Annotated in this window: 21 protein-coding genes; 10 read left to right on the plus strand and 11 right to left on the minus strand. The window is 74.2% G+C overall.

Going from position 1 to position 24,425, the window contains the following annotated elements; translation table 11 throughout:
• Positions 1–11: 11 nt before the first annotated feature.
• A complete protein-coding gene (locus LIX60_RS02500) occupies positions 12–1,226 on the plus strand; it encodes a CdaR family transcriptional regulator (protein WP_227956993.1) in 1,215 nt (404 codons plus the stop codon).
• Between the two features lie 74 nt (positions 1,227–1,300).
• On the opposite strand, the gene LIX60_RS02505 is transcribed toward LIX60_RS02500, so the two are convergent.
• Entirely contained in the window at positions 1,301–1,723 is a 423-nt protein-coding gene (locus tag LIX60_RS02505; protein ID WP_019706154.1) for a secondary thiamine-phosphate synthase enzyme YjbQ, read from the minus strand.
• Positions 1,724–1,788: 65 nt separating this feature from the next.
• Between LIX60_RS02505 and LIX60_RS02510 the strand changes: the two genes are divergently transcribed.
• Entirely contained in the window at positions 1,789–2,874 is a 1,086-nt protein-coding gene (locus tag LIX60_RS02510) for an FAD-dependent oxidoreductase (RefSeq protein WP_227956994.1), read from the plus strand.
• A 13-nt stretch (positions 2,875–2,887) separates the two neighbouring features.
• On the opposite strand, the gene LIX60_RS02515 is transcribed toward LIX60_RS02510, so the two are convergent.
• On the minus strand, positions 2,888–4,825 hold the full coding sequence (locus tag LIX60_RS02515) for an ABC transporter ATP-binding protein (RefSeq protein WP_227956995.1): 1,938 nt from the start codon (positions 4,823–4,825) through the stop codon (positions 2,888–2,890).
• A 155-nt stretch (positions 4,826–4,980) separates the two neighbouring features.
• On the minus strand, positions 4,981–5,703 hold the full coding sequence (locus LIX60_RS02520; protein WP_227956996.1) for a L,D-transpeptidase family protein: 723 nt from the start codon (positions 5,701–5,703) through the stop codon (positions 4,981–4,983).
• A gap of 101 nt (positions 5,704–5,804) precedes the next feature.
• Here LIX60_RS02520 and LIX60_RS02525 point away from each other — a divergent pair, with 101 nt between their 5' ends.
• Positions 5,805–7,673, plus strand: a complete 1,869-nt coding sequence (locus tag LIX60_RS02525; protein WP_227956997.1) for an ABC transporter ATP-binding protein — start codon at positions 5,805–5,807, stop codon at positions 7,671–7,673.
• Complete coding sequence (locus tag LIX60_RS02530; protein WP_227956998.1) at positions 7,670–9,451, plus strand: ABC transporter ATP-binding protein; 1,782 nt, start codon at positions 7,670–7,672, stop codon at positions 9,449–9,451. Before LIX60_RS02525 ends, LIX60_RS02530 begins: the two co-directional genes overlap by 4 nt.
• 104 nt (positions 9,452–9,555) lie before the next feature.
• On the opposite strand, the gene LIX60_RS02535 is transcribed toward LIX60_RS02530, so the two are convergent.
• Complete coding sequence (locus LIX60_RS02535) at positions 9,556–10,347, minus strand: metal-dependent hydrolase (RefSeq protein WP_043461176.1); 792 nt, start codon at positions 10,345–10,347, stop codon at positions 9,556–9,558.
• Positions 10,348–10,480: 133 nt separating this feature from the next.
• Here LIX60_RS02535 and LIX60_RS02540 point away from each other — a divergent pair, with 133 nt between their 5' ends.
• Together LIX60_RS02540 and tesB are read left to right on the plus strand one after the other, a co-directional pair.
• Positions 10,481–13,006, plus strand: coding sequence for an RNA helicase (locus LIX60_RS02540; protein WP_227956999.1), 2,526 nt, complete (start codon positions 10,481–10,483; stop codon positions 13,004–13,006).
• 187 nt (positions 13,007–13,193) lie between these two features.
• Complete coding sequence (gene tesB, locus LIX60_RS02545) at positions 13,194–14,108, plus strand: acyl-CoA thioesterase II (RefSeq protein WP_227962588.1); 915 nt, start codon at positions 13,194–13,196, stop codon at positions 14,106–14,108.
• Between the two features lie 28 nt (positions 14,109–14,136).
• Here the strand turns inward: tesB and LIX60_RS02550 are convergent, their stop codons facing one another.
• The 4 genes from LIX60_RS02550 to LIX60_RS02565 form a co-directional block, all read right to left on the minus strand.
• The gene (locus LIX60_RS02550; protein ID WP_227957000.1) at positions 14,137–15,162 is read right to left on the minus strand and encodes a DUF6397 family protein; all 1,026 of its coding nucleotides are present in this window, start codon (positions 15,160–15,162) and stop codon (positions 14,137–14,139) included.
• 151 nt (positions 15,163–15,313) lie between these two features.
• Positions 15,314–15,739: a roadblock/LC7 domain-containing protein gene (locus tag LIX60_RS02555; RefSeq protein WP_227957001.1), complete on the minus strand. Its 426-nt coding sequence runs from the start codon at positions 15,737–15,739 to the stop codon at positions 15,314–15,316.
• Positions 15,740–15,962: 223 nt separating this feature from the next.
• Positions 15,963–16,409, minus strand: coding sequence for a roadblock/LC7 domain-containing protein (locus LIX60_RS02560; protein ID WP_227957002.1), 447 nt, complete (start codon positions 16,407–16,409; stop codon positions 15,963–15,965).
• Between the two features lie 297 nt (positions 16,410–16,706).
• Complete coding sequence (locus LIX60_RS02565) at positions 16,707–17,600, minus strand: oxygenase MpaB family protein (protein ID WP_227957003.1); 894 nt, start codon at positions 17,598–17,600, stop codon at positions 16,707–16,709.
• 178 nt (positions 17,601–17,778) lie between these two features.
• Here LIX60_RS02565 and LIX60_RS02570 point away from each other — a divergent pair, with 178 nt between their 5' ends.
• A complete protein-coding gene (locus LIX60_RS02570) occupies positions 17,779–18,042 on the plus strand; it encodes a hypothetical protein (protein WP_227962589.1) in 264 nt (87 codons plus the stop codon).
• 98 nt (positions 18,043–18,140) lie between these two features.
• Positions 18,141–19,034 (plus strand): hypothetical protein, encoded by an 894-nt coding sequence (locus LIX60_RS02575; protein WP_227957004.1) that lies wholly within the window; start codon positions 18,141–18,143, stop codon positions 19,032–19,034.
• A 135-nt stretch (positions 19,035–19,169) separates the two neighbouring features.
• On the opposite strand, the gene LIX60_RS02580 is transcribed toward LIX60_RS02575, so the two are convergent.
• From LIX60_RS02580 to xylA, 3 genes are all read right to left on the minus strand, one after another.
• Complete coding sequence (locus LIX60_RS02580) at positions 19,170–19,712, minus strand: MOSC domain-containing protein (RefSeq protein WP_227957005.1); 543 nt, start codon at positions 19,710–19,712, stop codon at positions 19,170–19,172.
• A 71-nt stretch (positions 19,713–19,783) separates the two neighbouring features.
• A complete protein-coding gene (locus tag LIX60_RS02585; protein ID WP_227957006.1) occupies positions 19,784–19,966 on the minus strand; it encodes a hypothetical protein in 183 nt (60 codons plus the stop codon).
• Positions 19,967–20,232: 266 nt separating this feature from the next.
• Positions 20,233–21,405: a xylose isomerase gene (gene xylA, locus LIX60_RS02590; RefSeq protein WP_125623156.1), complete on the minus strand. Its 1,173-nt coding sequence runs from the start codon at positions 21,403–21,405 to the stop codon at positions 20,233–20,235.
• A gap of 214 nt (positions 21,406–21,619) precedes the next feature.
• Here xylA and xylB point away from each other — a divergent pair, with 214 nt between their 5' ends.
• Both xylB and LIX60_RS02600 read left to right on the plus strand, forming a co-directional pair.
• Positions 21,620–23,083, plus strand: coding sequence for a xylulokinase (gene xylB / locus LIX60_RS02595; RefSeq protein WP_227957007.1), 1,464 nt, complete (start codon positions 21,620–21,622; stop codon positions 23,081–23,083).
• Between the two features lie 169 nt (positions 23,084–23,252).
• The gene (locus tag LIX60_RS02600; RefSeq protein WP_227962590.1) at positions 23,253–24,422 is read left to right on the plus strand and encodes an ROK family transcriptional regulator; all 1,170 of its coding nucleotides are present in this window, start codon (positions 23,253–23,255) and stop codon (positions 24,420–24,422) included.
• The last annotated feature ends 3 nt before the right edge of the window (positions 24,423–24,425 follow it).

Raw genomic sequence — 24,425 nt, forward strand, 5'->3', positions numbered from 1 at the left:
AGGAGCGGACTGTGGGAGCGTCGTCAGCCTGGCACGACGTGCCACGAGAGCGGATTCAGCGGTTCGCCGACCGCACCCTGGAGCAGGTCCCCGAGCTGGCACAGGACATCCTCGCCGCGATCCGACGGGAGTATCCGGGCCTGGCCTTCGTCCCCGACGAGTCCGGAGAGCCGAAGGCCCTGGTGGCGATCCGGCACGCGCTGGAGCTCTTCGTGGAACAGATGACCACGGGGTCGGACCGGCCGCGCGCCCTTCCCGGGATGTTCCAGGACTTCGGGCGCGGCGAGGTCACGCAGGGGCGCAGCCTGGACTCCCTGCAGGGGATCTACCGGCTGGCCGTGCGCCTCTCCTGGCGGCGTCTGGCGGAGATCGGCCAACAGGTCGACATCCCGCCCTCGGCCATGTACGAACTCGCCGAGTCCGCCTTCGAGTACCTCGACGTCATGGTGGCCCAGTCGGTACGCGGCTACGCCGAGGCCGTCGCCCGCCACGCCGGGGAGCGGCTGCGCCGGCAACGGCTTCTCGTCGGTCTCCTGCTCACCGAGCACCGCACGGATCCGTCCGTCGTCCTCGCCGACCGCGCGGCCGACGCGGGCTGGCACCTGCCGGACAAGGTGGCGGTGGCCGTGCTGCTCCGCCCTGCCGTGGAGGCTGTCGCCCCTGCCGTGGGGGACGGGGTGCTGCTCGACATGGAGGGCGAGCAGCCGCGCCTGGTCGTGCCGGACCCGGACGCCCCCGGACGCGCGGAGTTGCTGCACCGGGCGGTGGCCGGTTGGTCCGGCGCGATCGGCCCGTCGGTTCCCGTGGCGGAGGCCGTCACATCACTGCGCTGGGCGGAGACCGCCGTCGGGATGATCGAGCAGGGCCTGCTGCCGCGAGGGCGGCTCCTGGACTGCGGCGAGCACGTCGAAGCGCTGGTCCTGCTGCCCGCGGGGGTGTTGATCGACGAACTGGCGCGGCGGCGGCTGGCGCGGCTCGACCGGTCCGTCGGCCCGGCGCACGCCCACCGTCTCGCCGAGACCCTGCTGGCCTGGCTGGAAACGCGGGGAGGCGCCACAGAGGTGGCCGCCCGGCTCGGAGTCCACCCGCAGACCGTGCGCTACCGGCTGAAACAGCTCCGTGAGGTGTGGGGCGAGGACCTGGACGACCCGGACCGCCGCTTCGAACTGGAGATGGTGCTTCGTGCCCGGCGGCTGCGCGGAGATCTCGTCCCACCGCCCGACTGACCCCGGGGCGGCACCGGCGGACTGCCTGACGAGCCGGCCGCCCCAGGGCGCTCTTGGTCAGAGGGCGCTCTTGGTCAGCCCAGGAAACTCAGCCTGACCTGACGCTCCGGATTGTCCCTGTTGGTGTCGACCAGGCAGACCGACTGCCAGGTGCCCAGCTCCAGCCGTCCGCCGACCACCGGCAGCGTGGCGTGCGGCGGCACGAGGGCGGGGAGGACGTGGTCGCGGCCGTGTCCCGGGCTGCCGTGCCGGTGCCGCCACCGGTCGTCGGCGGGCAGCAGGTCGTGCAGCGTGGCGAGCAGGTCGTCGTCACTGCCCGCGCCGGTTTCGAGGATCGCGATCCCGGCGGTGGCGTGCGGCACGAAGATGTTGAGCAGACCGTCGCGCCCCGAGGCCGACGTGCGCAGGAATTCCACGCAGGCCCCCGTCAGGTCGTGGACCGTCTCCGCGGAGCCGGTGGCGATGTCGATCGTGCGGGTGTGGAAGGCATCGGACATGCCCCCATCCTGGCCGACCGGGCCGGGAAGGGAAGACTCCGGGGCCCCGTGGCGTTGTCCGAGCCATGACGGATGTGGGGACACGGGACGTGGAAGTGGCCGTCGTCGGCGCCGGGCAGGCCGGTCTGTCCGCCGCGTACCACCTGCGGCGCGCCGGCTTCGCGCCGGACCGTGACGTCGTCGTCCTGGACCACTCCCCCGCGCCCGGCGGCGCCTGGCAGTTCCGCTGGCCGTCCCTGACGTACGGCAAGGTGCACGGCATGTACGACCTGCCGGGGCTGCCGCTGGTGGACGCTCCGGAGGACCGGCCGTCCTCCGAGGTCATCGGCGCCTACTTCGCCCGCTACGAGCGGACGTTCGACCTGCGGGTGCGCCGGCCGGTGGACGTCGCCTCCGTGTCCGGGGGCGCCGGGGGACGGCTGCTGGTGCGCACCCGGAACGACGGCGACTGGTCGGCGCGCGCGCTGATCAACGCGACCGGCACCTGGGACCGCCCGTTCCTGCCGCACCACCCGGGCGCGGAGACCTTCCGCGGACGGCAGCTCCACACGGCCGGCTACCGGGGCCCGGAGGACTTCGCGGGTGAGCGGGTGGTCGTGGTGGGCGGCGGCACCTCCGCCGTCCAGCATCTGCTGGAGATCTCCGAGGTGGCGGACACCCTCTGGGTGACCCGGCGCCCGCCGGTCTTCCGGGACGGGCCGTTCGACGAACGGCGCGGCCGGGAGGCGGTCGCCCTGGTCGACGAGCGGGTGCGGGCCGGACTGCCGCCGCGGAGCGTGGTGTCGGTGACCGGGCTCGTCATGAACGAGGCGGTGCGGCGCGGCCGGGAGAGCGGCGTGCTGGAACCGCGTCCGATGTTCACCCGGATCACGCCGGAGGGCGTGGCCTGGGACGACGGCAGCACGGCCGCGGCCGACTCGATCCTCTGGGCCACCGGCTTCCGCGCGGCCCTGGACCATCTGGCGCCGCTGCGCCTGCGCGAACGCGGCGGCGGCATCCGTCTGGAAGGCACCCGCGCGGTCCGCGACCCGCGGGTCCATCTGGTCGGCTACGGGCCGTCGGCGAGCACCATCGGCGCCAACCGGTACGGGCGGGCGGCGGTGCGCGAGGTGCGGCGGCTGCTGGAGACGCCGGCACGGGCCGCCGGCTGAGCGGCCCGCGCCCTCAGGGGCCGGCTGCCACCGGAGCGGCCGCGGGGCCCGGGCCGCTCCGGGCGGTGGCATCGGGGGCACCGGCAGCGGCTTCGGCTCCCTCTCCGGTGGCGGCAGGAGCGTCCTCGGCGCCCGGTCCGGGGGCCGCCTCGGCGTCCCGCCGGACGAGGGCCGCGTAGCGCCCGCCGCGGGCCATGAGTTCCGCGTGGGTACCGCGTTCCGCGATCCGGCCGCCGTCGAGGACCACGATCTGGTCCGCCTCGCGGATGGTGGACAGCCGGTGGGCGATGGTGATGGTCGTGCGCCGTGCGGAGAGTTCGTCGATCGCCCGCTGCACGGCCTGCTCGGTGTGGGTGTCGAGAGCGCTGGTGGCCTCGTCGAGGATGAGGACCGGCGGGTCCCGCAGAATCGTCCGGGCAATGGCCAGGCGCTGCTTCTCGCCGCCGGAGAAGCGGTAGCCGCGTTCACCGACGAGGGTGTCGTAGCCGTCCGGGAGACTCTCGATGTGGTCGTGGATCTGGGCGGCCCGGGCGGCGTCGCGGATCTCCTCGTCGGTGGCCCCCGGCTTGGCGAAGCGGAGGTTGTCGGCGACCGAGGCGTGGAAGAGGTACGTCTCCTGGGAGACGACGCCCACGGCCCGGGCCAGGGTGTCGAAGGAGAGGTCGCGGACGTCGGTGCCGTCGAGCAGCACCCGGCCGCCCGTGACGTCGTACAGGCGCGGGACGAGATAGCCGAGCGTGCTCTTGCCGGAGCCGGTGGGGCCGACCACGGCGAGGCTCCCGCCGGCCGGGACGGCGAGGTCGAGGCCGGAGAGCGTGGGCGGCGCGCCGTCCCGGTCGTAGTGGAACCCGACGCCGTCGAAGCGCACTTCGCCGCGCACCCGCTCCAGTCGCACCGGCTGCTCCGGTTCGGTGATGTCCACCCGCAGATCGAGGTACTCGAAGATGCGCTGGAAGAGGGCGAGTGACGCCTGCAGCTGGACCCCGGTGGACAGCAGGCTGACCGTGGGCCGGAAGAGGCCCTGCTGCAGCGAGACGAAGGCCACGAGCGTGCCGATGGAGATCTGCGGTCCGCCCCCGCGCAGCGCCATCCCGGCGACCCAGTAGATGATCGCGGGCATGGCGGCCATGACGACGCCGATGACTGCCATGCGCCAGCGGCCCGCCATGCTGGAACGGATTTCCAGCCGTGCCAGCCGTTCGGACTCGCCGGCGAACTGGTCCGCGAGGGAGTCCGCCCGCCCCATGGTCCGGCCGAGCAGGATGCCGCTGACCGAGAGGGACTCGGTGACCATGGCGGACATCGCCGCCATCTGCTTCTGCCGCTGCGCCGTGATCTTCTTCCGCTCCCGTCCGACGCGGCGGCTGATCCAGACGAACAGCGGCAGCAGGAGCAGGGAGACCACGGTCAGCCGCCAGTCCAGGGCCAGCATGGCCACGACGGTGGCGACGACGCTGGTGAGGTTGGAGACCAGCGAGGTGGCCGTGGAGGTGACGGTGGCCTGCATCCCGCCGATGTCGTTGGCGATCCGGGACTGGACCTCCCCGGTGCGGGTGCGGGTGAAGAAGGCGAGCGGCATCCGCTGCAGCCGGTCGTAGACGGCGGTGCGCAGATCGTGCATCACCCGCTGGCCGACGGTCGTCGAGATCAGCGTCTGCAGCACGCCGAAGACGCCACCGGCCACGGCCGCGGCCAGCATGCCGAGGGCGAGCAGGCTCAGCAGCCCGGTGCGGCCCTCCGGAATCGCGGTGTCGAGGATCTCGCGCAGCATGAACGGCGTGGCCACGGAGACGAGCGAGGAGGCGCCGACGAGCAGCCCGACGACCGCCAGCCGGCCCCGGTACGGGCGGAACAGGCGCAGCACGCGGCGCAGTTCGACCGGGCGCTCCGAGTCGGGCACCGGCGGGGTCCACTGGCCGTCGGGTCCGGTGCTCAGGTCGTGGTGGCGCATGAATTCCTTCGCGATGCTGGTGTTCCGGCCGGCGGGACCTCCGGATGGTCGGGCGGCGGGCCCGGAGCGGGCCCGGCGACGGCTTTCGGAGCCTAACCCGACGGCCGCGGGCGCGTCGGCGGGCTTCCTCCGGCCGCCGGCCGGGGCCGCGCCCGTCAGCCCTTCAGGTACTTCTTCTCCCCCATCACCACCACCGGATCCGCCTCCGGGTCGAGCGTGCGGAGCAAGTACTCCATTCCGGTCTTCGGAAGGCTGACGCAGCCGGAGGTGCCGCTGCCGTGGTCCAGGTGCAGCCAGATGTAGCCGCCCTTGTCCTCGCCCCGGGGGCGGTTCGGGTCGTTCGGAGGGGTGCCCTTCACCCGGTTGTAGTCGATGGCTATGACGTAGTCGAAGTCGTGCCAGTGCGTCTTCGCCCAGGAGCGGGGAGCGGCGAAGGCCGCGGAGCGGGTGTACGGCAGTTTCGCGCCGGGATCGGCCAGCACGCCGCCGGCGTCGGAGAGTGTGAACACCCCGGCGGGGCTGCGTTTGTCGCCCGCGCGGTGGTCCGGCGTCCAGCCGCGCTTGCCGTTGTGGGCGGGCCAGGCGCGGATCCGCTCCCAGGTGTCCCCCTTCCGGGTGTACAGCACGGCCTCGGCGTCGGCGGAGTCCCGGCCCTCGCCGTAGACGACGACGGCCTGCCGGGAGCTGTCCGGGACCCGGGCGTGGAGCCGGTCGCCGACACCGGGGAGCCGGGTCGGGTCGGCCGCGGGCGAGGCGCCGCGGGCGGGGCGCTCCCCGTCCGCGTCCGGGGCTCCGCCGCCCGCCGCGCCGCAGCCGGTGAGGAGGGCGGCGGCCGTCAGGGCCGCGGCCGTGGTCCGCTGGGTACCGGTGATGCGCATGGCCCCATCGTCCCACCCGCCGGAAAACCGGTTGAAGCCGAGCGTGCGCGAACGCGACTCTTGCCACGCCCCCGCCCGCCGACACCGAACCCTGGGACGTCATGCAGATCCACGATCTTCCGTACAACGACCCGGGCTCCCCGGACGTACGGTCCGGCGGGCGCTTCCTGCTGTGGCTGGGCAGGCGGCAACTGGGCGGCCAGCTCAAGTCCCTGGGGTGGGGCACGCTCCACATGGCCGGGCTGGCCACGGTGCCGCTGGTGGTGGGTGTCGCCGTGCAGGCCGTGGTGGACCGCTCCGGTGGGCGGCTCGCGCTGGCCGGCGGGCTGATCGCCCTGCTCGGCACGGTGATCGCGGTGGCCGACACCATGCTCCACCGCGCCGCCGTCACCAACTGGATCACCGCCGCCGCGCGGGTGCAGCAGCTGCTCGCCCGCAAGACCGCCGAGATGGGCTCCACCCTGACCCGGCGGGTCGCGGCGGGCGAGATCACCGCGGTGTCCACCGGTGACGTGGAGAAGATCGGCTGGTTCGTGGAGGCCCTCTCCCGCTTCACCGCGGCCGCCGTCACGACGGTCGGCGTCTGCGCGGTTCTGCTCGTGGCCCAGCCGGCCCTTGGGGCGGTCGTGGCCGTGGGCGTACCGCTGCTCGTGCTGGCCGTGCTGCCGCTGCTGCCGCCCGCCACCCGCCGGGCCGACGCCCAGCGGGCGAAGGCGGGCCGTGCCACCGAGCTGGCCTCGGACACGGTGGCCGGGCTGCGGGTACTGCGCGGCATCGGCGGCGAGGAGCTGTTCCTGGACCGCTACCGGCGGGCCTCCCAGGAGGTGCGGAGCGCCGCCGTGCGCAGCGCCCGGATGTGGGCGCTGATCAGCGCGGTGCAGGTGCTGCTGCCGGGGCTGCTGCTGATCGCGGTGGTCTGGTACGGCGTCACGCTGGCCCGGGAGGGGCGGATCTCGCTCGGTGAACTGGTCGCCGTCTACGGCGCGGTGACCTTCCTGCTCTTTCCGCTCCGGCACTTCGAGGAGATCGCGATGGCGTACTCCTTCTCCAAGCCCTCGGCGAAGCGCGCCGCGCGCGTGCTGGCGCTGCGCCGGACCCGTCCGGCCGGCCCGGACACCGCGTCCGGTGGAGCGGACCCCGCCGGGGGTGCCGGGGGCGGGGGGCCGCTGACCGGCGATCTGTACGACCCGGTGAGCGGGCTGCACGCACCGGCCGGGCTGCTGACCGTCGCCGTCTGCGGTGACCCGGACGTGGCGGGGCGGCTCGCCGACCGGCTCGGCGGGCACGCCCCGCAGCGGGAGGAGGAACCCGACCGGCCGTCCGTGCTGCTGGGCGGGGCCGCGCTCGACGAACTCCCGCTGGAGGAGGCGCGGACGGCCGTCCTCGTCCAGGACAAGGACCCGGTGCTGCTGTCCGGCACCCTCCGGGAGCTCCTCGACGTTCCGTCGCGGGGAACGGTCACGGCGGCGGACGCTCTCGACGCCGCCCAGTGCGATGACGTCCTGGCCGCGCTCGCCCAGGGCACCGGCCCCGGTTCCGGTGACCCGCGGGAGGCGCGGATCACCGAGCGCGGGCGTTCGCTCTCCGGCGGTCAGCGGCAGCGGCTGGCGCTGGCCCGCTCGCTGGTGACGGACCCGGAGGTGCTGGTGCTGGACGAGCCGACGAGCGCCGTCGACTCGCACACCGAGGCGCGGATCGCCGACGGGCTGCGGAGGCTGCGCGCGGGCCGGACCACGGTGGTCCTCTCCTCCAGTCCGCTGCTGCTGGACCGGGCCGACCGGGTGGTGTTCCTGCCCGGCGGGGAGGCCGCCGCGGCCGGCACCCACCGCGAACTGCTGCGCACCCACCCCGGATACCGCGCCGTCGTCACCCGCGGCGCGGAGGAGAAACCGCCGCACGCGGCGGCGGCACACCACCGGAACGGCCCGGCGGCACGGACCGCCCGGACGGGCATCGAGGAGACGGCATGATCGGTGTGGCACCCCCGGCGTACGACCCGGCGGCACCGGAGTCGGCGACCACCCTGCCGGTCGGCTCCCCCGCGACCGTCCGCGGCTATGTGCGGGAGCTGCTGCGGCGGCACCGGCGGGCGTTCGCCCTGCTGGTGGCGGTCAACGCCGTCGCGGTGACCGCCTCCATGGTGGGCCCGTACCTGCTGGGCGGCCTGGTCGAGGATCTCGCCGCCGGCGCGGGGGAGGCCGGTCTGCCGCGCGTCATCGCGCTGTTCACGGTGGCGCTCGCCGTGCAGACCGTCTTCGTACGGCTGGTGCGGCTGCGCGGCGCGGTCCTCGGTGAGCGGATGCTGGCCGATCTCCGCGAGGACTTCCTGGTCCGCTCGGTGGCGCTGCCCCCGGGCGTGCTGGAACGGGCCGGGACGGGTGATCTGCTCTCCCGCATCAGCACCGACATCGACCGCCTGGCCGAGGCCATGCGCGAGGCCGTGCCGCAGCTGTGCATCGGTGTGGTGTGGGCGGGGCTGCTGCTGACCGGTATGGCGGTGACCGCTCCCCCACTGGCCCTGGCCGTTCTCGTGGCGCTGCCCGTTCTGCTCGCCGGCTGCCGCTGGTACTACCGCAGGGCGCCCGCCGCCTACCGTTCGGAGGCCGCCGGATACGCGGCGGTGGCCGCCGTGCTCGCCGAGACCGTGGACGCGGGGCGGACCATCGAGGCGCACCGCCTGGGCGCTCGCCGGATCGCGCTCTCGGACCGGCGCGTCCGGGAATGGACGGCGTGGGAGCGGTACACGCTCTGGCTGCGGTCCGTGCTCTTTCCCGTGATCAACGCCTCGCACATGACGATCCTCGGGGCCGCGCTGATGATCGGCGGTGTCTGCGTCCTGAACGGCTGGATGACGGTCGGGGCCCTGACGACCGGGGCGCTGCTCGCCCAGATGCTGACCGAACCCGTGGGCCTGATCCTGCGCTGGTACGACGAACTCCAAGTGGCACAGGTCTCCCTGGCCCGGCTGGTCGGCGTCCGGGAGATCGAGGAGGGCACCGGGGACGACCGGGTCGCCCCGGCCGGGAGGGAGGTCCGCGCCGACGGGGTCCGGTTCGGCTACCACGCGAACGGCGATGTGCTGCACGGGGTGTCCCTGGACATCCGGCCGGGGACCCGGCTGGCACTCGTGGGGCCGTCCGGGGCCGGCAAGTCCACGCTCGGCCGGCTCCTCGCCGGGATCTACGCGCCCCGGACCGGCGCCGTGACGCTCGGCGGCGCCGAGCTGGCGCGGATGCCCGCCGAGCGGGTGCGGGCCCACGTGGCGCTGGTCAACCAGGAGCACCATGTGTTCGTGGGCTCGCTGCGGGACAATCTGCTGCTGGCCCGGACCGGGGCCGGCGACGCGGAGCTGTGGGCCGCGCTCGGCGCCGTGGACGCCGCGGACTGGGCGCGGGCCCTCGATGACGGCCTGGACACCGAGGTCGGCTCGGGCGGGCTGACGCTGACCCCGGCGCAGGCACAGCAGATCGCCCTGGCGCGGCTGGTGCTGGCCGATCCGCACACCCTGGTGCTGGACGAGGCCACTTCGCTGCTGGACCCGCGGGCGGCGCGGCATCTGGAGCGCTCGCTGGCGCGGGTGCTGGACGGCCGTACGGTCGTGGCCATCGCGCATCGGCTGCACACGGCCCATGACGCCGATGTGATCGCGGTGGTGGAGGACGGCCGGATCACCGAGCTGGGCAGCCATGACGAGCTGGTGGCCGCCGGCGGGCCGTACGCCGCCCTCTGGCGTTCCTGGCACGGCTGAGGAGCTGAGGATCCGCCGGCCCACGGCTCCTCGGGCGCCGCGGGCCGGGTGTCCGCCCGCGCGGGCCGGGCCGCGCGGGGGTCGCGGACGGGGAGGGGCGGACGTCAGATGACGCCGAGGGCTCCCAGCCCTCCGATGCCGCCGAGCAGCATGAAGACGGGCATCAGCACCTTGAGTTCGACCCAGCTCCCGGCCCGGAAACGCATCGCCTTCGGGGGGCCGACCGGATACCAGCGCTTGTTCCCGACCGGTATCGGCCACAGCACGGGGCAGCCGGAGACGGTGATCGCGTCGCCCGCGCAGTGCACCAGCGAGCCCAGGACGATCGGCAGTCCCAGCCACAGGTACTCCTGACCGGGTGCGGTGAACAGCCAGTCCGCGCCGTTGCCCGGCTGGTTCAGCACATCCGCCAGGATCCAGGCGCTGGTCGCCCCCAGCAGCCAGACGAGCACGTCGCTGGAGACCCGGGCGGCCCGCCACAGCAGTCCCTCGACGGCGAGCACGAGGTGGACGAAGAGGATCGCCAGGACCGCCCAGCGGCCGCCGTTCATCGCCAGGACGGAGACCCCGGTTCCGACGAGCACGGCCCACAGCCAGGTGTGGGTCAGTGTGCGGTGTCCGCCGGTGCGCCGCGGGTCGCCCTGCTTCTTCGTCGCCTTGTAGACGGCGGAGGACAGCTTGTCGATGACCTCGCAGAGGGTCCGCGACACCGGCCCGAACGCCCGGGAGATGGTCGCCGACTTGTGGTCCAGGTCGGGGGCGAGGGCCGCGCCCGCGCAGATCAGCGCGCCGACGACCAGGACCGGCCACGGCATGGGCCGGTCCGCGGCCGCGGCGGCGGCGCCCACCCCCAGCCAGGCCGCGGCTCCGGACAGTGAGTGCGCCGGTCCCATCATCTGGTTGCCCGCCCCCCGTTTTCTCTTGTGCTCGTCTGTGGCCCCGCGCCGGTGCCGCGTTGACGCACCAGCCTAGCCGGAGTGATCTTCGAGTCTTCGGCCGGTTCCCCGATCCGGTGCCGGAGCAGGCAGTATGGAGGGTGTGACCACCCTTATCGATCATCTGCCGAGCGACGCCGATCCCGATGCCCTGTTCGAGTCCTTCTCGGCCTGGTCCGAAGAGCGGGGGATCTCCCTCTATCCCGCCCAGGAGGAGGCGCTGATCGAGGTGGTCTCCGGGGCGAACGTCATCCTGTCCACGCCGACCGGCTCGGGGAAGAGCCTGGTCGCCGCCGGCGCGCACTTCGCCGCGCTCGCCCGGGACGAGGTCACCTTCTACACCGCCCCGATCAAGGCGCTCGTGTCGGAGAAGTTCTTCGACCTGTGCAAGCTGTTCGGCACCGAGAACGTGGGCATGCTGACCGGCGACGCCTCGGTCAACGCCGACGCCCCCGTCATCTGCTGCACCGCCGAGGTGCTGGCCTCCATCGCGCTGCGCGACGGCAGGGACGCCGACATCGGCCAGGTCGTGATGGACGAGTTCCATTTCTACGCCGAGCCCGACCGCGGCTGGGCCTGGCAGATCCCGCTGCTCGAACTGCCCCAGGCGCAGTTCGTCCTGATGTCCGCGACCCTCGGCGACGTCTCGCGGTTCGAGGAGGACCTGACCCGGCGCACGGGCCGGCCCACCGCCGTCGTCCGGTCCGCGACCCGGCCCGTTCCGCTGTCGTACGAGTACCGCACGACCCCGCTGACGGAGACGCTCACCGAGCTGCTGGAGACCCATCAGGCTCCGGTGTACATCGTGCACTTCACCCAGGCGGCGGCGGTGGAGCGGGCCCAGGCGCTGATGAGCATCAACATGTGCTCGCGCGCCGAGAAGGACGAGATCGCCAAGCTGATCGGCAATTTCCGGTTCACCACCCGTTTCGGCCGCAATCTCTCCCGCTACGTCCGGCACGGGATCGGGGTGCACCACGCCGGGATGCTGCCCAAGTACCGGCGCCTGGTGGAGCGGCTGGCCCAGGCCGGGCTGCTCAAGGTCATCTGCGGCACGGACACCCTCGGCGTGGGCGTCAACGTGCCGATCCGCACGGTGCTGTTCACGGCCCTGACCAAGTACGACGGCCAGCGGGTGCGGACCCTGCGGGCGCGGGAGTTCCACCAGATCGCCGGCCGGGCCGGGCGGGCCGGTTTCGACACCGCCGGGTTCGTCGTCGCCCAGGCCCCCGAGCACGTCGTCGAGAACGAGAAAGCGCTCGCCAAGGCGGGTGACGATCCCAAGAAGCGCCGGAAGGTGGTCCGGAAGAAGGCTCCCGAGGGGTTCGTCTCCTGGGGGCAGAACACCTTCGAGAAGCTGATCGCCTCCGAACCGGAACCGCTGACCTCGCGGTTCCGGGTCACCCACACCATGCTGCTGTCGGTGATCGCCCGGCCGGGCAACGCCTTCGAGGCCATGCGCCGACTGCTGGAGGACAACCACGAACCGCGGAAGAACCAGCTGCGCCACATCCGCCGCGCCATCGCCATCTACCGCTCCCTGCTGGACGGCGGCGTCGTCGAGCGGCTCGACGAGCCCGACGAGCAGGGCCGGGTCGTCCGGCTGACCGTCGACCTCCAGCAGGACTTCGCGCTCAGCCAGCCGCTCTCCACCTTCGCGCTGGCCGCCTTCGACCTGCTCGACCCGGAATCCCCGTCCTACGCCCTGGACATGGTGTCGGTGGTGGAGTCGACGCTCGACGACCCGCGGCAGATCCTCGCCGCCCAGCAGAACAAGGCCCGCGGCGAGGCCGTCCAGCAGATGAAGGCCGACGGGGTGGAGTACGAGGAGCGGATGGACCGGCTCCAGGACATCGGCTACCCCAAGCCGCTGGAAGAGGTGCTCTTCCACGCCTACAACGTCTACCGCAGGAGCCACCCCTGGGTGGGCGACCACCCGCTGTCGCCGAAATCCGTCATCCGGGACATGTACGAACGGGCGATGACCTTCACGGAGTTCACCGCCTTCTACGAACTGGCCCGGACCGAGGGCATCGTGCTGCGCTACCTCGCGAGCGCGTACAAGGCGCTGGAGCACACCGTGCCGGACGACCTCAAGTCCGACGATTTCCAGGACCTCACCGCCTGGCTGGGCGAGATGGTCCGGCAGGTCGACTCCAGCCTCCTCGACGAATGGGAGCAGCTGGCCAACCCCGAGGTGGAGACGGCGGAGGAGGCCCAGGAGCGGGCCGACCAGGTCAAGCCGGTCACCACCAACGCGCGCGCCTTCCGGGTCCTGGTCCGCAACGCGATGTTCCGGCGGGTGGAGCTCGCCGCGATCGAGAAGTACGCGGAGCTGGGCGAGCTGGACGCCGACTCCGGCTGGGACGCGGACGCCTGGGCCGACGCCATGGAGGCGTACTGGGACGAGTACGACGACCTGGGCACCGGCCCGGACGCGCGGGGCCCGAAACTGCTGCGGATCGAGGAGGACCCCGAGCACGGTCTGTGGAAGGTCCGGCAGACCTTCGCCGACCCGAACGGCGACCACGACTGGGGCATCAGCGCGGAGGTGGACCTCGCGGCCTCCGACGAGGAGGGCCGCGCGGTGGTCCGGCTCACGGACGTCGGCCAGTTGTGACCCCTCCCCGGGCCGCTTCCGCCCGGTCGGGGGGTGGGTCCGGGTGGTCATGGTCGTCCGTCCTCTCGGTGGGCGCCGGCGGTTGCCGGGTGGGTGAGGGTGTGCGGGCAGGGCGTTCCGTCGTGTGCGGGTGGGGCCGCCGGGCTGATCTAGCCTGAGGCGTCCCGGAACGATGCGAGGAGACATGATGGGCAACCCCGCCGAGGGCCTGGTGGCCCTGCTCGACCTGGAACCGATCGAGCAGAACATCTTCCGCGGCAGGAGCCCCGAGGAGTCACTGCAGCGCGTCTTCGGCGGGCAGGTCGCCGGCCAGGCCCTGGTGGCGGCCGGCCGCACCACCGAGGGGGACCGGCCCGTCCACTCCCTGCACGCCTATTTCCTCCGGCCGGGCCGGCCGGGCGTCCCGATCGTCTATCAGGTGGAGCGGGTGCGTGACGGCCGGTCGTTCACCACACGCCGGGTCGTGGCGGTGCAGCAGGGCCGCACCATCTTCCATCTGACGGCCTCCTTTCACCGGCCGGAGCCGGGAATCGAGCAGCAGTTGCCGATGCCCGAGGTGCCCGCGCCGGAGGATCTGCCCCGGCTCACCGACGAGATCCGGCGGCATCTCGGCCATCTGCCGGAGGCACTGGAGCGGATGGCCCGGCGCCAGCCCTTCGACATCCGGTATGTGGAGCGGTTGCGGTGGAGCACCGGGGACCTGACGGGAGCCGAACCGCGCAGCGCCGTCTGGATGCGGGCGGACGGCCCGCTCGGCGACGACCCGCTGACCCACACCTGCGCCCTCGCCTACGCCAGTGACATGACGCTCCTCGACGCCGTGCGCGTGCCCATCGAGCCGCTCTGGGGCTCGCGCGGTTTCGACATGGCCTCTCTCGACCACGCGATGTGGTTCCACCGGCCCTTCCGTACCGATGAGTGGTTTCTGTACCAGCAGGAGTCGCCCATCGCGACCGGCGGCAGAGGGCTGGCCCGCGGCCAGATCTTCGACCGCGAGGGCCGGCTTCTCGTGTCCGTGATGCAGGAGGGGCTCTTCCGGCCCAAGGAGGACCGGGAAGACCCGGGCAGCGCCGCTCCGGACTCCGGCCGGCCCGGGCGGTGACGGAAGGCGGCCGTCCCCGGGCCGGTGCTCAGCGTGAAGGCGAACGGTGCAGCCGGCGCCACAGCCCGCGCGGGCCCGGCCTCCCGGGCGGCCCGCTCCGCTCCGTCCGCCCGGCGGGCCGCACCGGGGCGGAAGGCCGGGCGCGCCCCGGGCGTACAGCGGCCCCGGTGGCGGACTCCGCTCGCGGGCCGTGGCCGTCCCCGCCGGCCGGGGGTGCGGGCTCCGGCGAGGGCGGCACCCTCCCGGTCCGCCCGGCCTCCCCGGGACGGGGCGCGGGGCGCTCCGCCCGGGCCTCGTCCAGGCAGAGCGCCAGGCTGATCCGGTGCCAGAGGATCTCGTCCGGATCGTCCGCGGTGAGCAGCGGCTCCACCAGCGGCCGGGAGGACGGGGGCTCGCCCTTCGCGGGCAGCAGCGAGGCCCGCAACCGGCGCAGATGGGCCCGCTCGTAGGGGTCGTCGACGACCTCCGCCAACTGGTCGGGGCCCAGCACGGCCGCGGCCACCGCCGCCCGTTCCCAGGCGTTCTCCGCTTCCCTCGCCAGTTGGGCGACGCGCCGGCTGCGCCAGTTGCGGGCCCGCCAGTCCTCGCCGGCGTCCAGCAGTTTCCGGAGGCCCTGGGGGGTGCCGCCGGTGAGCAGAGCGGGCTCCCGCTCGGCGAACTTCCGCAGTTCCGCCACCGGGTAGAGCCAGACGAGGGCGCGGTAGCGGTTGACGTAGAACATGACGGGGCTGAAACAGCCCACCTTGGCCAGCCGCGTGAAGCGGGCCGGCCCGATGCCCAGGAGGGCGGCGCCCTCGGTCGCCGTTACGGACCGTACCCGCTCCCGCAGTGTGTCCGGGAAGCCTTCGGCCGACCGGAGTCGCTCCACCTCGGCCACCGGGACCCTGCGGCGCCCCTCCGGACCGGCGACCGTCCGAACCTCACCGAGACGCACACCGAGCTCCAACTCGCCCGGTTTCAGCCCGAGCCGGGCCGCCGCGCCACGGAGAGCGAGCGCTCCTCGCGCGCCGCTCCGCCCCACCGGCCGCCGTCCGTCCTTCACCTGCGCTGCCATGGCTCTCCCCGTTCCGGTCCGCCACCATTCACTTACTGACGGTGACGACCGTAGCGCGGGACACGGACATGCCGCTCGGCCTGTGGATAACTCCGCGCGGAACCGTCGCCCCGAGGCCGCGGCCGGCGAAACCCGGCCGGTGGAACCCCGTTCAGTGGAACCCGAATCCGTCCATCCCGTCCGGCCGCCCGCGCTCGCGCGCCTCGACTCCCAGGTGCTCGCCCACCCGGTTGACCAACAGGGTCATCTCGTAGGCGACTTGGCCGACATCGGCCTCGGCGGCGGTGAGCACGCACAGACAGCTTCCGTCGCCGGCCGCCGTCACGAACAGCACGCCGTCATCGAACTCGACCATGGTCTGGCGGACCCGGCCGGCCGCGAAGTGGTGGGCGGATCCCTTGGCGAGGCTGTGCAGTCCGGAGCAGACGGCGGCCAGATGCTCGGCGTCCTCACGGCCCAGTTCCTCGCTCGCGGCCGTCACCAGGCCGTCGTTGGACAGGATCAACCCGTGCCGGACATAGGCCAGTCGCTTCGTCAGGTCGTTCAGCAGCCAGTCGAGCCCCTTGCCGAGCGCCATTCCTGCCTCCCCGTCGGCGATTCGCCTCGATTGCCGCCAGCCTGTCCCACCGCAGCCCCGGGGGCAAGACAGCCCCCGGCCACCGGGCGCACGATGCGTGCCATTCACGGTGGAACCGGGAGACTTCGAACGCGAGTTCGCGGAGAGCGTCGCGGAACCCGCGCCACGGGCGGCCCCCGGCGGCCCGCCCCCGCGGTCGCCGGGGGCGCGGGAGCCGGCGAGGTCAGCCCGCGGCGCCCGGCGGCACCGGAGACGGGGAAGGCACCGCCCGGCGGACACCGCTCAGACGGCCCGCCAGCCCGTCCATCTCGGCGGTCACCACGCCCGGATCGGCCTCCCCCGCACCCAGCACGGCGAGACAGCTGTCCCGGCCCGCGGCGGCGACGAACAGCCGCCCCCCGGCGTCCAGTTCCACCAGGGTGCGGCGCCCGCTGCCCGCGCCGAGACGACGCCCCGCGTCGGTGGCCACGCGGTGGAAGCCGGAGGCCACGGAGGCGAGATGACGGGCGTCCGCCCGGCTGAGGCCCCGCGAGGATCCGGCCACCACTCCCGCGGTGGACAGCAGAACCGCGTGCCGCACTCCGGGCACCTTGTCGACCAGCTCGTCCAGCAGTCCGTCGAGGCCGCCACCGGGGCGGATACCGGCACCGTTCCAGTCGGCGTCGCCCATGCCCGTTTCTCCTCACTCCCCCGGCAGCACGGCCCGCGCGGCGGAAACGCCCGCACGGCCCGGCTGCTCGTGTTCCATGAGTCCGGAACGCTAGTGCGGGACGCCGGCGGCACTCCGGACGAACTCCGGAACTCGGCAGCATCTGACCGCTCCGCCTTCAGAAGCGATCGGAAGGTACCGATACCTGCCCGTCGATCCGCTTTCCCTCCAAGAAGGCACGAGACGGCGGTATATGACCGGACGGCAGTACGGAAACCGGGCCCCCCGGAACACCCGGAACCCCCGCGCCCACCGGCCTCAGGACGGCCCGCCGCTGGCGTGCGGGACAGGGCAGCCGGCGGACCCGGGCACCGGGAACGTGCCCAGCTCGGCCAGGCGGTAGCCGTCGCGATACCCCTTGATCTGCGGGTTCTGCCGCGCGTAGTGCGGCTTGCCGCGCGGTGGCAGCAGCCGTACGGCGCGGCCGCGGAGCCGCAGCGCGCCGCGTACGGCGGCCCGGACGGCCGGCTTCGGCGGGGCATAGCGGAAGGCACGCAGCAGGGAGTCGTCCAGCAGGGCCATGCTCGCTCCGCGCGCGAGCGGGGCGAGGGGAGCCGGATACCAGGAGGCCATCAGGCCGAGCGTCGCGTCGGAGACGCGCCGCGCCCCCTCGTCCCAGGCGAAGTGCGCCGCCTCGTAGGAGTCGAGGCAGCGCTCGAACTCGGCGTAGGTCTCCGGGATGTCCTGGATGCCCATGTGGCGGCCGAGCGTGCGGTAGTAGGCGACCATGGCGCGGAGTTCGTGTTCCGTGAGCCGCCGCCAGCCGTAGGCGTCGATCCACCGCTTCGGCACGACGACGAAGGTGCTCAGCACGTAGCGCATGTCGTCGTTGCCGATGTCGTGGCTGCGGTGCATCCGGTTGATGCGGCGGAGCGCCGTCCGGCCGTCCTCGCTGTCGAATCCGTGCTCCATCACCGCGTCCAGCAGCAGCGCGGTGTCGTCGTACCGCTTCTGCGGGCGGTCGGTGAACTCCCCGGTGCGCGCGAGCAGTCCGCCGATGCGGGGCACCGCGTAGGTGCGGTAGAGGGCCAGTTCCAGGGCGCGGGTGATGTCCCAGGGGAACTCGTACGCGGCCATGAGCCGGTAGATCCGCAGGAAGTCGCGCTCCGGATCCAGTCGCAGGATCTCCCTCAGCCGGTCATAGCGCTTCACGCCGTCCGTCCCCCTCCGCCGCACCGGGTTTCTCCGCCGGTGTCCCACTCTACGGATCGGGGGCACACGGGGTAGGAGGACAAGGAAGCGGGCGGCACCGTCCGCCCGCGCCCGGAACACCCACCGGGACCGGAAGGTGAAGGAGTGATGCGTCGTGCTGCGCGCATTCCGCGGGCTGATGGCGCGGAGGAGCCGTCCGAGGACCCCTCCGGCCCCCGCCGTACGGCCGCACAACCTGTTCGAGGCCGCCGCCGTCTACGTGGCGGCGGGCGCCGAGAACGACGACGACCGCGCCGCCGAGGCGGCCGACTGGGTCTCGCCCGAGGCGCTGTCCTTCGGCGTGACGGAGCTGGCGAGCAGGGCGGTCATCGCCCTCGCCCGGGAGCGTGGGGAGTCACCGCACACGGTCGCACGCGCCCTGCTGGGCCTTCCCGGGGGCTGAGACCCCGCGCGGCGGACCCCGGCGTGCTCCAGATCTCTCGACGCCGGGGTTACCCACTGGTTAAGGTTCGCGCACCGACGACCTGATGGGAGGCTGCCGTGGCCGCCACGGAGGAGACCGCGACGGACGAGGACGCGCTGTTCGTCCTCACCGCCGTGCTGCTCACGCCCGCCCGTTTCCCGAGCGTGCTCGGCGACGACTTCCCGGAGGTCTGCGCGGCGCTCGGTCTGGAGCCCTACGAGCAGGGGTACGGGCTGGTGCTCGGGCAGGACGGCGGCGGCGCCCGCTGGACCGTGGTCATCGACGACGTGTCACTCGTCGCCTGTGCCCTCGCCGCCTGGGACTGCGGTATGGAGTACGACCTGTCGCCCGACGAGCGCAGCGTCGTCAGCGTGCTGCCCGGCTGGCCGCTGGCGGTGGCCGTCTCCGCGCCCGGGGTCCCCGCGCCCCACGACCCGCCGCCGGACCCGGACAGCGGACGGCCGCCGCTGGCACCACCGGACGCGCAGACCTGGGGGCCGGCCCAGCGCAGGCTCGGGGCGGACGAGATCGCGCTGCGATGGGCTGTCTGGCGGGAGGAGTACGAGGGGGCGGACGAGGGGGCGGAGGAGCCCTCCGGGAGTGGCGGGGACGACACCGCGGGCGGCCCGGCGGGACCGGCTGAGGCGGCGGCGCCGGCCTCAGCGGCGGAATCCGCCCAGCCGTCGGACGGGGGCGAGCCCTCGAACGAGGGCGTACGGCGCGTACTCCGGGAAGCGCACGCCTACGTGGAGACGCCCCCGCCCCTCGGCCGGGTCCGCTCCGAGTTCGCCTCGGACGGGGCCAGGACGCTGCGGGCCGACGGACCGGGCTGGAGCCTGGTGGCGCGGACCGACGACATGGCGTTCATCCTGCTCGACGACATGCCGGGGGACGTCATCCCGGTCGGACGCGGGCCGAAGCTTCCCGCGCTGCTCCGGGCGCTGGACGAGATGGCGGCCAAGCCGGCCTGAGGCGCAGGGCGGCTCCCGGGCGGTACGGCCGGCGCCCGGCCGGTACGACTGACCCGTGCGCGCCCGGCGCCCCGCCCGGCCCCCGGGTCCGTCCCGTCGTCCCGCGCCCGGCGCCGTCCCCGTTCGCCGGGTCCGTCAGACCGGCTCCAGCGGGCGGTGCGGTCCGGCGGGCGCCTCGGCCACGATCCGGTCGCCGGGGCGCACCTCTCCGCCGACCAGGACGATGCCCATGATCCCGGCCCTGCGGACCACCCGCCCGCGCTCGTCGCGGCCGACGACCTCCTTCAGCAGCCCGTCCCGGAACCCGTCGATCTGCGCGCACGGATTGCGGAGACCGGTCACCTCGACCACCGCCTCGTCACCGAGACGCAGCAGGGTGCCGGTGGACAGCGCGAGCAGGTCGATCCCGGCGGTCGTGATGTTCTCCCCCAACTGCCCGGGCAGCACCTCGAATCCGGCCTCGGCCACCTCGGCGAACAGCTCCCGGTGCAGGAGGTGGACCTGCCGCAGATTGGGCTGTGCCGGGTCCCGGGCCATGCGCGACCGGTGCCGGACCGTCGCCCCCTGGTGCGCGTCGCCCTCCACCCCGAGCCCGGCCACCAGCCGGATGGCCTCCCGCCCCCGCTTGCTGAAGCGGTACTCCTCCTCGCGGCTCACCGCCGCGACCGTGCCGTTCATCCCGCACCCCCGTCCCCGCCGGCCCCGGCCCGCTGCCGGGCGCCCCACCGGGGACGGTACCGGCGGCCGGGTCAGCGGCCCAGCTCTTTACGGGTGACCCGCTTCAGCCGGCGCCGCTGCGAGGGGTCCAGCAGCAGGTACGCGCCCACCGGCACTCCGACGAGCACCAGCAGCGCCGCCCAGAACGGCAGCAGCCACAGCAGGAACACGCCCGCCACCGCACCGCCGACCATGATCTTCGTCCGCTTCGACATCTTTGCGCCTCCCTTGAGCGGCGGATGCCGCTGTACCCGGTGAAACGGCCGGAGCACGGCCGGTGGTTCCGCCGCGGACCCCGAGCCGACCCTGATTTCCGCCGCGGCGGACCCGGAGGGGATCCACCGCGTGACGGCCCGGCCCGGACGGGGAACCGTCCGGGCCGGGCCGCCCGCAGGAGCCGGGACCCGTACAGGGGAGGCCGGGACCCGGCCGCGGGGCGCGCGCGGGCAGTGCGCGCGCCCCCGGGCGCCGTGCGCGGGCGTCAGCCCCGGGCGCCCAGCAGGTGGTCCATGGCGAGCTGGTCCAGCCGCTCGAAGGCCATCCCCTTCTGCGCCACCGCCTCGACGTCGAAGGACTCGAAGGCACTGCGGTCGGCCAGCAGACCGGCCAGCGTCTCGCCCTCGCCGAGGGTCGGCCGCGCCAGCTCGTCCAGCCGGGAGGCGCGCAGTGCCTCCTGCACCTCCGGGTCGGCGCGGAAGGCCGCCGCCCGCTCCTTGAGGAGCAGATAGTTGCGCATGCAGCCGGCCGCGGACTCCCACACCCCGTCGTAGTCCTCGGTGCGCGGCGGCTTGAAGTCGAAGTGCCGCGGGCCCTCGTAGCCGGCCGTCTCCAGCAGGTCGACCAGCCAGAAGGCGGAGCGCAGGTCGCCGGCGCCGAAGCGGAGGTCCTGGTCGTACTTGATGCCGGACTGGCCGTTCAGGTCGATGTGGAAGAGCTTGCCCGCCCACAGGGCCTGCGCGATGCCGTGCGCGAAGTTGAGCCCGGCCATCTGCTCGTGGCCGACCTCCGGGTTGACACCGTAGAGCTCCGGGCGCTCCAGGCGCTCGATGAACGCCAGCGCGTGCCCGACGGTGGGCAGCAGGATGTCGCCGCGCGGCTCGTTGGGCTTGGGCTCCAGGGCGAACCGCAGGTCGTAGCCCTTCTCGGTGACGTACTCGCCGAGCACGTCGAAGGCCTCCTTGAGCCGGTCGAGGGCGACGCGCACGTCCTTGGCGGCACCGGACTCGGCGCCCTCGCGCCCGCCCCAGGCGACGTACGTGCGGGCGCCCAGCTCGGCGGCCAGATCGATGTTGCGGATCGTCTTGCGGAGCGCGTAGCGGCGGACGTCGCGGTCGTTGGAGGTGAACCCGCCGTCCTTGAAGACGGGGTGGGTGAACAGGTTGGTGGTGGCCATCGGGACGATCAGTCCGGTGGCGTCGAGCGCCTCGCGGAAGCGCTTGATGTGCGACTCGCGCTCGGCGTCCGAGGAGCCGAAGGGGATGAGGTCGTCGTCGTGGAACGTCACGCCGTACGCGCCGAGGTCGGCGAGCCGCCGTACGGACTCGGCCGGGTCGATGGCGGCCCGGGTGGCGTCACCGAACGGGTCGCGTCCCTGCCACCCCACGGTCCACAGGCCGAAGCTGAATTTGTCGTCCGGTGTCGGCTGGTAGCTCATTGCGGGCTCCTCGCTATTTCGTCATGGCGCTTTACAAATTAGTATGCACGAGCGCGGCTGGGAAGCCCGGAGGCCCTCCGGGCCGGAGAAATCACCGGAGAAGCCACCGGGGAGACCTCCGGGAGGGCCGCACGGGACACCACAGGCACACCACAGGCACACCAGAGGCACACCACGGACAGGGCACGGGACCGCCCGGGGAAGGGATCACGCGATGACAGCAACGGGAGGGCGGGTTTCCGGTGACGGGCCGCTCGTCGTGGGCGTGGACAGCTCCACCCAGTCCACCAAGGCACTGGTCGTCGACGCCGCCACCGGCGAGGTCGTCGCCCGCGGGCAGGCGCCGCACCGGGTCAGCGGCGGCGCGGGACGGGAGAGCGATCCCGGGCAGTGGTGGGAGGCGCTGACCGAGGCCCTCCGCCAGTGCGGCGCGGCGGCGGAGCGCGCGGAGGGCATCGCGGTCGGCGGGCAGCAGCACGGGCTGGTGACCCTGGACGCCGACGGGCGGCCGGTGCGCCCCGCGATGCTCTGGAACGACGTGCGCTCCGCCCCGCAGCGCGACCGGCTCGTCGAGGAGCTCGGCGGCGCGGAGGCGTGGGCCGGGCGGATCGGCTCGGTGCCCGCCCCGGCGTTCACGATCACCAAGTGGGCGTGGCTCCGGGAGAACGAGCCCGAGGCCGCCGCGCGCACGGCGGCCGTCCGCCTGCCGCACGACTACCTCACCGAACGGCTCACCGGACGCGGCACCACGGACCGGGGCGACGCCTCGGGCACCGGCTGGTGGCGCGGCGAGGACGGCTCACCGGCCGGCCTCTACGACGAGGACATCCTCGGCCGGGTCGCCCTCGACCCGGCGCTGCTGCCGGAGGTCGTGGCCCCCGGCTCGGCCGCGGGAACCGTACGGGGCGGCCTGGACGGTCTGCCGCTGAAGCCGGGCGCCGTGGTGGGCGCGGGCACCGGCGACAACATGGCCGCCGCGCTCGGCCTGGGGCTGCGGCCCGGGCAGCCCGTGCTGAGCCTCGGCACCTCCGGCACGGTCTACGCGGTCTCGCCGCGCCGTCCCGCCGATCCGACCGGCACGGTCGCCGGGTTCGCCGACGCCCGCGGCGACTGGCTGCCCCTGGCCTGCACCCTCAACTGCACCCTGGCCGTGGACCGGTTCGCGGAACTGCTGGGCCGCGACCGGGAGGCCGTGGAGCCGGGCGGATCGGCCGTCGTCCTGCCGTTCCTGGACGGCGAGCGGACCCCCAACCTGCCGTACGCCTCCGGGCTGCTCCACGGCCTGCGGCACGACACCACACCCGGGCAGGTCCTCCAGGCCGCCTACGACGGCGCGGTGTACGCGCTGCTGTCGGCGCTGGACCTGGTGCTGGACGCGGACGCCGACCCGCGCGCACCGATCCTGCTCATCGGCGGCGGCGCCCGCGGCACCGCCTGGCGGGAGACGGTCCGCCGGCTCTCCGGGCGCCCGGTCCTGGTGCCCGAGGCCTCCGAACTGGTCGCGCTGGGCGCGGCCGCGCAGGCGGCCGGGCTGCTGACCGGGGAGGACCCGGCCGAGGTGGCCCGGCGCTGGGGAACCGACCGCGGGGTGTCCCTGGACGCCGTGGAGCGGGACGAGGCCGCCCTGGAACGGCTGGCCCGGACCCTCAAGAGCGCGGGACCGCTCCTGGAGGGCTAGCCGGACGGCGGGCGGCGCGGGACGGAGCGCCGCCACCGCACCTGCCGGGCCGGCCGGGCCGGTGCGGGGCACCGCCCGCGCACCGGTCCCGGCGTCCCCGTAGGGTCGGAACGCTCACGACGAAAGGAGCCGGGCCGTGGCCGTACCGGCGCCGAACACCCAGCACGGTATGCGGCAGCGGAACCTCTCCCTGGTGCTGCACACCGTGGCCGCGCACGGCCCGATCTCACGGGCCGGCGTCGCCTCCCGGATCGGGCTGACCCGGGCCGCCGTGTCCACGCTCGTCGACGAACTGGCGCGTGCCGGGCTGCTGGTGGAGCTCGGCCGGAGCCGGCCGGGGACGGTCGGGCGCCCCGGCCGTGACCTCGCGCTGAACGAGCGCGGCCCGGCCGGGCTCGGCGCGGAGATCGGGGTGGACCGGCTGGCCGTCTGCGCCGTGGATCTGCGGGGACGGGTCCGGGTCCGGGCCGAGGAGGCGGGCGAGCACCGCGGCAGCGCGCCCGGGCCGGTGCTGCGGCGGCTCGCCGCGCTCTGTGCCCGGGTGACCGCGGACGCCGAGCGCGAGGGGCTGCGCCCCGTCGGCGTCGCGGTGGCCGTGCCGGGTCTCGTCGCGCGGGACGCGGCGACGGTGGTGCGCGCCCCGAACCTCGGCTGGCAGGGCCTGGACGCCGGCACCGTTCTCGCGGACGCCCTCGGGCTGCCCGTGACGATCGCCAACGAGGCCAACATCGGCGCGCTGGCCGAACTCTGGCGCGGGGGCCGCACCCCGGCGCCGCGCGACTTCGTCTACGTCTCGGCCGAGATCGGCATCGGCGCGGCGGTCGTCGTGGACGGGTCCCTGCTGCGCGGGGCGCACGGTTTCGCGGGCGAGCTGGGGCACGTCCCCGTACGCCCTGCCGGGCGCCCCTGCGCGTGCGGCGGGCGGGGGTGCCTGGAGCAGTACGCGGGCGAGGAGGCCCTGCTCCGCGCCGCCGGGATCGAGGAGCGGGGAGCCGCCGGGGTGGCCGTCCTGCGGGCGCGCGCCGACGCGGGGGACGGTGCCGCGCGCCGCGCGCTGCGGGGCGCGGGGACCGCGCTCGGCACCGCGCTCGCCGGGGTGGTGAACCTGCTGGACCCGGAGACCATCGTGCTCGGCGGCGCGCTGACCGAGCTGTCCCCGTGGCTGCTGCCCGCGGCCGAGCGCGAGCTGCGCCGGCATGTGGCCGACCCGACACGCGCGGCGCACGGCGAGATCGTCGTCTCCGGGCTGGGCCGGGACGCCGCGCTGCTGGGCGCCGCGCAGTCGGTCGTCCAGGACGTCCTGGACGACCCGATGGGCGCGCTGGCCGCCACCGGCTGACCA

The sequence above is a fragment of the Streptomyces sp. S07_1.15 genome (assembly GCF_020739505.1).
In the GTDB taxonomy this organism is placed as follows: domain Bacteria; phylum Actinomycetota; class Actinomycetes; order Streptomycetales; family Streptomycetaceae; genus Streptomyces; species Streptomyces xinghaiensis.

Excerpts from the sequence above, each read along its gene's own strand:
- LIX60_RS02505 (WP_019706154.1), bottom strand. The coding sequence starts at position 1,723 with ATGTCCGATGCCTTCCACACCCGCACGATCGACATCGCCACCGGCTCC.
- LIX60_RS02510 (WP_227956994.1), top strand. The coding sequence starts at position 1,789 with ATGACGGATGTGGGGACACGGGACGTGGAAGTGGCCGTCGTCGGCGCC.
- LIX60_RS02515 (WP_227956995.1), bottom strand. The coding sequence starts at position 4,825 with ATGCGCCACCACGACCTGAGCACCGGACCCGACGGCCAGTGGACCCCG.
- LIX60_RS02520 (WP_227956996.1), bottom strand. The coding sequence starts at position 5,703 with ATGCGCATCACCGGTACCCAGCGGACCACGGCCGCGGCCCTGACGGCC.
- LIX60_RS02525 (WP_227956997.1), top strand. The coding sequence starts at position 5,805 with ATGCAGATCCACGATCTTCCGTACAACGACCCGGGCTCCCCGGACGTA.
- LIX60_RS02530 (WP_227956998.1), top strand. The coding sequence starts at position 7,670 with ATGATCGGTGTGGCACCCCCGGCGTACGACCCGGCGGCACCGGAGTCG.
- LIX60_RS02535 (WP_043461176.1), bottom strand. The coding sequence starts at position 10,347 with ATGATGGGACCGGCGCACTCACTGTCCGGAGCCGCGGCCTGGCTGGGG.
- LIX60_RS02540 (WP_227956999.1), top strand. The coding sequence starts at position 10,481 with ATGGAGGGTGTGACCACCCTTATCGATCATCTGCCGAGCGACGCCGAT.
- tesB (WP_227962588.1), top strand. The coding sequence starts at position 13,194 with ATGGGCAACCCCGCCGAGGGCCTGGTGGCCCTGCTCGACCTGGAACCG.
- LIX60_RS02550 (WP_227957000.1), bottom strand. The coding sequence starts at position 15,162 with ATGGCAGCGCAGGTGAAGGACGGACGGCGGCCGGTGGGGCGGAGCGGC.
- LIX60_RS02555 (WP_227957001.1), bottom strand. The coding sequence starts at position 15,739 with ATGGCGCTCGGCAAGGGGCTCGACTGGCTGCTGAACGACCTGACGAAG.
- LIX60_RS02560 (WP_227957002.1), bottom strand. The coding sequence starts at position 16,409 with ATGGGCGACGCCGACTGGAACGGTGCCGGTATCCGCCCCGGTGGCGGC.
- LIX60_RS02570 (WP_227962589.1), top strand. The coding sequence starts at position 17,779 with ATGGCGCGGAGGAGCCGTCCGAGGACCCCTCCGGCCCCCGCCGTACGG.
- LIX60_RS02580 (WP_227957005.1), bottom strand. The coding sequence starts at position 19,712 with ATGAACGGCACGGTCGCGGCGGTGAGCCGCGAGGAGGAGTACCGCTTC.
- LIX60_RS02585 (WP_227957006.1), bottom strand. The coding sequence starts at position 19,966 with ATGTCGAAGCGGACGAAGATCATGGTCGGCGGTGCGGTGGCGGGCGTG.
- xylA (WP_125623156.1), bottom strand. The coding sequence starts at position 21,405 with ATGAGCTACCAGCCGACACCGGACGACAAATTCAGCTTCGGCCTGTGG.
- xylB (WP_227957007.1), top strand. The coding sequence starts at position 21,620 with ATGACAGCAACGGGAGGGCGGGTTTCCGGTGACGGGCCGCTCGTCGTG.
- LIX60_RS02600 (WP_227962590.1), top strand. The coding sequence starts at position 23,253 with ATGCGGCAGCGGAACCTCTCCCTGGTGCTGCACACCGTGGCCGCGCAC.